The organism is Nostoc sp. UIC 10630, assembly GCF_010747425.1.
Lineage (GTDB): Bacteria > Cyanobacteriota > Cyanobacteriia > Cyanobacteriales > Nostocaceae > Nostoc.
The window spans coordinates 1-3,753 of the sequence record NZ_JAAGOG010000365.1 but is presented as its reverse complement, the minus strand read 5'-3'; the positions used below and the strand labels follow the sequence as shown (position 1 = coordinate 3,753).

At 42.4% G+C, this 3,753-nt stretch carries 3 protein-coding genes; 2 read left to right on the top strand and 1 reads right to left on the bottom strand.

Annotation, left to right across the window (positions count from 1 at the left end):
* Positions 1 to 147: 147 nt before the first annotated feature.
* Complete coding sequence (locus G1O98_RS37320; protein WP_163939374.1) at positions 148 to 738, bottom strand: PEP-CTERM sorting domain-containing protein; 591 nt, start codon at positions 736 to 738, stop codon at positions 148 to 150.
* Between the two features lie 301 nt (positions 739 to 1,039).
* Between G1O98_RS37320 and glyS the strand changes: the two genes are divergently transcribed.
* Positions 1,040 to 3,193 carry a glycine--tRNA ligase subunit beta gene (glyS, locus tag G1O98_RS37315; protein ID WP_163939372.1) on the top strand — a complete coding sequence of 718 codons (2,154 nt, stop codon included), beginning with the start codon at positions 1,040 to 1,042 and terminating at the stop codon, positions 3,191 to 3,193.
* An 84-nt stretch (positions 3,194 to 3,277) separates the two neighbouring features.
* The coding region (locus G1O98_RS37310) for a Mur ligase family protein (RefSeq protein WP_243458657.1) at positions 3,278 to 3,753 on the top strand (476 nt) is incomplete at its 3' end.

Sequence of the window (3,753 nt, the reverse complement as noted above, 5' to 3'; positions counted from 1 at the left end):
GCCACTTGCAGGCGAGGTTTTTACCTTTCCCCCAACCCCAGTCCCCCTTCCCCTTCTTATAAACTCACCAGTTCACTGAACTATTGAAGCTAAAATAGAGATTCATTAAACTAAACTTGGCAACCTCTAACTAGAAAGCCTTACTTTCTAGCAAGAGGCTTGCTTTTTCTTCAGAGTTGAGCCTAAACCAAAGACCCCAAATGCCAGGAAACCCAGCAGAGAAGCAGGTTCAGGAACTTTGGATACCTGAATAGAACCAGAATTTTCATCTAGTGTTATTGAGGCTCCCTGTTGATTGACATCCTGACGTAATGCCAAAGATTCGCCAACCGTTCCCTGAAAGAAGTATTCTCCGATGACACCCGTTCCTCCTCCTATATTCAAGGGACCAAACAATTTCTGGGTGGCAGTATCAAAGTTGAAACTGAAGAAATCAGATTGTGATACCCCAGAAGTAACGGTGTTATAAGTTCCCAGAGGATTATTAGATGGGTCTAAGAAAGAGACATTCAAGGATTGTAAAAAGTTGGTGGCTCCACTGCCACTTTCTGAAATAATTGTCGGTGTTGTAGTCTCGTCGTAGCTGAATGAACCGACTGCGGAATAACCAGTATCTCCTAGCCAGTTAAAGTTAAAATCAATAGCTTGAGCAGGGTTGTTAGCACCAGCAGCGATCGCAGCACTAAGTACAGCACTGGTTGCTGTGGTAGCAGCGATTTTGGCAAAAATGTTTCTCACTGTTATATCTCCAAGATTTATTGACATGATGCAAATATCAGTGCATCAAACAACACTAACTTTACGATAGAAATAAATATAAGTAAATACTACATGGGAGGTTGAGGTAAATATAACAACCAGATGAAGAAAAACACTTATTTTTTAAAGTTTTCGAGAAGATATCAAGTCTATTTAACAAACCTAAGCTCAAATTTATCTATTTTGATGTATGTAGCAAGGGTTATTACCTAAAAATCACGAGCGATCGCCTGAGAATAACTGATAAAGTTGAGCTACGCAAAGTTGAAAACAGTGACCTATGCCTGCGTTTCTATTAGAAGTTGGTACAGAAGAATTACCTGCAAGCTTTCTCAGTGATGCCTTAATACAGTGGCGAGAACGCATTCCCCAAAGTTTGGAAGCAAACAGCCTTCAGGGTGAAAGTGTCCAAGTGTACGGTACTCCCCGGCGTTTAGCGGTATTGATTAAAGGTCTACCATTCCAGCAAGCAGACCGAGAAGAAGAAATTAAAGGGCCTCCCGCCCAAGCTGCCTTTAAAGATGGTCAGCCAACAGCAGCAGCATTAGGCTTTGCCAAAAAGCAAGGTGTGGAACTAGATGCACTCTTCCTTCGCCCCACTGACAAAGGGGAATTTGTCTTTGTGCAAAAAAGAATTCCTGGCCGTCCTGTGGCGGAAATTTTGACAGAACTTGTTCAAGAGTGGATTTGGGGTTTAGAAGGTAAGCGGTTAATGCGTTGGGGAGATGGGGATGGGAGGTTTTCTCGACCAATTCGCTGGCTGGTAGCTTTGTTAGATGAGACGGTGCTACCGTTGGAATTGGTGAATGGTTCTAAAACGATTCAGAGCGATCGCATTTCTCAAGGTCATCGCGTCTTACATCCTGAACCTGTGACAATCGCCCAAGCGACTGATTATGTTACCGCCCTCAAGTCTGCTTATGTCACCGTTGACCCCGAAGAACGGGAAAACCTAATCAAAGAGCAAGTCAAGGCAGTAGCAGAAAGTTTAAGCGGGTATACAGTCATTTACCCCGATTTGTTAGCGGAAGTAACCAACCTTGTAGAATATCCTTCTACAGTTGTTGGTAAATTTGAACCAGAATTTTTGGAATTACCAACTGAAGTAATTACTGAAGTCATGGTAACTCATCAACGTTATTTCCCTGTATTCAAACCAGGTAGTTCTGAGCAAGAATTATTACCCAATTTCATCACCATTTCTAACGGCGATCCCAAAAAATCAGATATTATTGCCGTCGGAAATGAAAGGGTAATTCGTGCCAGATTAGCTGATGGCAGATTTTTCTACGAAGCTGATTTAACTAAACCTTTAGAAAGCTTTTTACCTCAGTTAGAAAAAGTCACCTTCCAAGAAGAATTGGGTTCGGTGCGTACCAAGATAGATAGAGTAGTCAAGATTGCCGAGCAAATTACCACCCAATTAAAATTAGCTGAAAATCAAAGCCAAAAAATCCAACGTGCTGCTTTATTGTGTAAAGCAGATTTGGTAACTCAAATGGTTTATGAATTCCCGGAATTGCAAGGCATTATGGGAGAAAAATATGCCTTAGCTAGTGGTGAAGATGCCGAAGTCGCAAAGGCAATTTATCAACATTATTTGCCAACGGGAGCCGGTGACAATTTACCCGAAACACTCACAGGTCAAATTGTCGGTTTGGCTGATAGATTAGATACCTTGGTAAGTATCTTTGGTTTAGGTTTAATTCCCTCTGGTTCCTCCGATCCCTTCGCTTTGCGTCGGGCTGCAAATGCTGTAGTTAAAATTACTTGGTTTTACAATTTGCCAATAAATTTAGATAGTTTATTGGCACAAATAGCAACAGATTTTGCCGCGAAATATCAAAAAGATCGGGCATCATTAACCACAGCATTACAAGAGTTTTTCTTACAACGTATCCGCACCTTATTGCAAGAAGAAAAGCAGATTGATTACGATTTAGTAAATGCAGTTTTGGGAGAAAATGACCCAGAATACACAGAACGGACGTTAAAGGATTTATTGGATGTCCGCGATCGCGCCTTGTACTTACAACAAATCCGTAACGACAGTACCCTAGATAACATCTACGAAACCGTTAACCGTTCCACACGATTAGCCGCCCAAGGTGATTTGGATACAAAACAGCTAGAACCGACAACCGTAGTTCGTCCAGAATTATTCCAAAAGCCCTCTGAAACAGCTTTGTATAATGCTTTGATCGAATCAGTACCGCAAACTCAAACAGCACAGCAGACACGAAATTATCAACTGTTAGTAGCAGCACTAGGAAAAATTGCTCCGACAGTTAGTAGCTTCTTTGATGGGCCAGATAGCGTTTTAGTTATGGACTCCGATCCAGAAATTAAGCGTAATCGATTACACCTACTGGGATTGGTTCGCAATCATGCTCGTGTTTTAGCTGACTTTGGTGCGATCGTCAAAAATCTGTAGCGTAAGTCAACAAAAAGTTGTGTAATTTTTGCCAATAGACGCTACTATAGGGAGTGCTTAACCAGGGACACTCTGCTGCAATCTATGTCCAAAGCTCATGTTATTGGATTGGGAAAGTCCGGTGTTGCTGCGGCGAGATTGTTGAAACGGGAAGGTTGGGAGGTAGAGCTGAGTGATGGCAACACCTCCAAAACCCTCCTAGAACAACAACAAGAACTCGCTGCCGAGCAAATAACCGTTAAACTAGGCCAATCCCTAGAATTGAATGGTGATAATTTACCCCAATTAATAGTTGTGAGTCCTGGCGTGCCTTGGGATATTCCCGTATTAATTAAGGCACGCCAATTAGATATTGAAACCATTGGGGAAATGGAACTCGCTTGGCGAAATTTGCGATCGCTACCTTGGGTAGGAATTACAGGTACTAACGGTAAAACTACTACCACAGCTTTAATTGCTGCCATTTTTCAAGCAGCAGAATTAGACGCGCCCGCCTGCGGTAATATTGGCTACGCCGCTTGTGAAGTTGCCTTATCTTGGAGGGGGAGAGGGGCAGGGGG

What these genes read in the sequence shown, in the direction of transcription:
- glyS (WP_163939372.1), top strand. Translation starts at nt 1,040, where the DNA reads ATGCCTGCGTTTCTATTAGAAGTTGGTACAGAAGAATTACCTGCAAGC.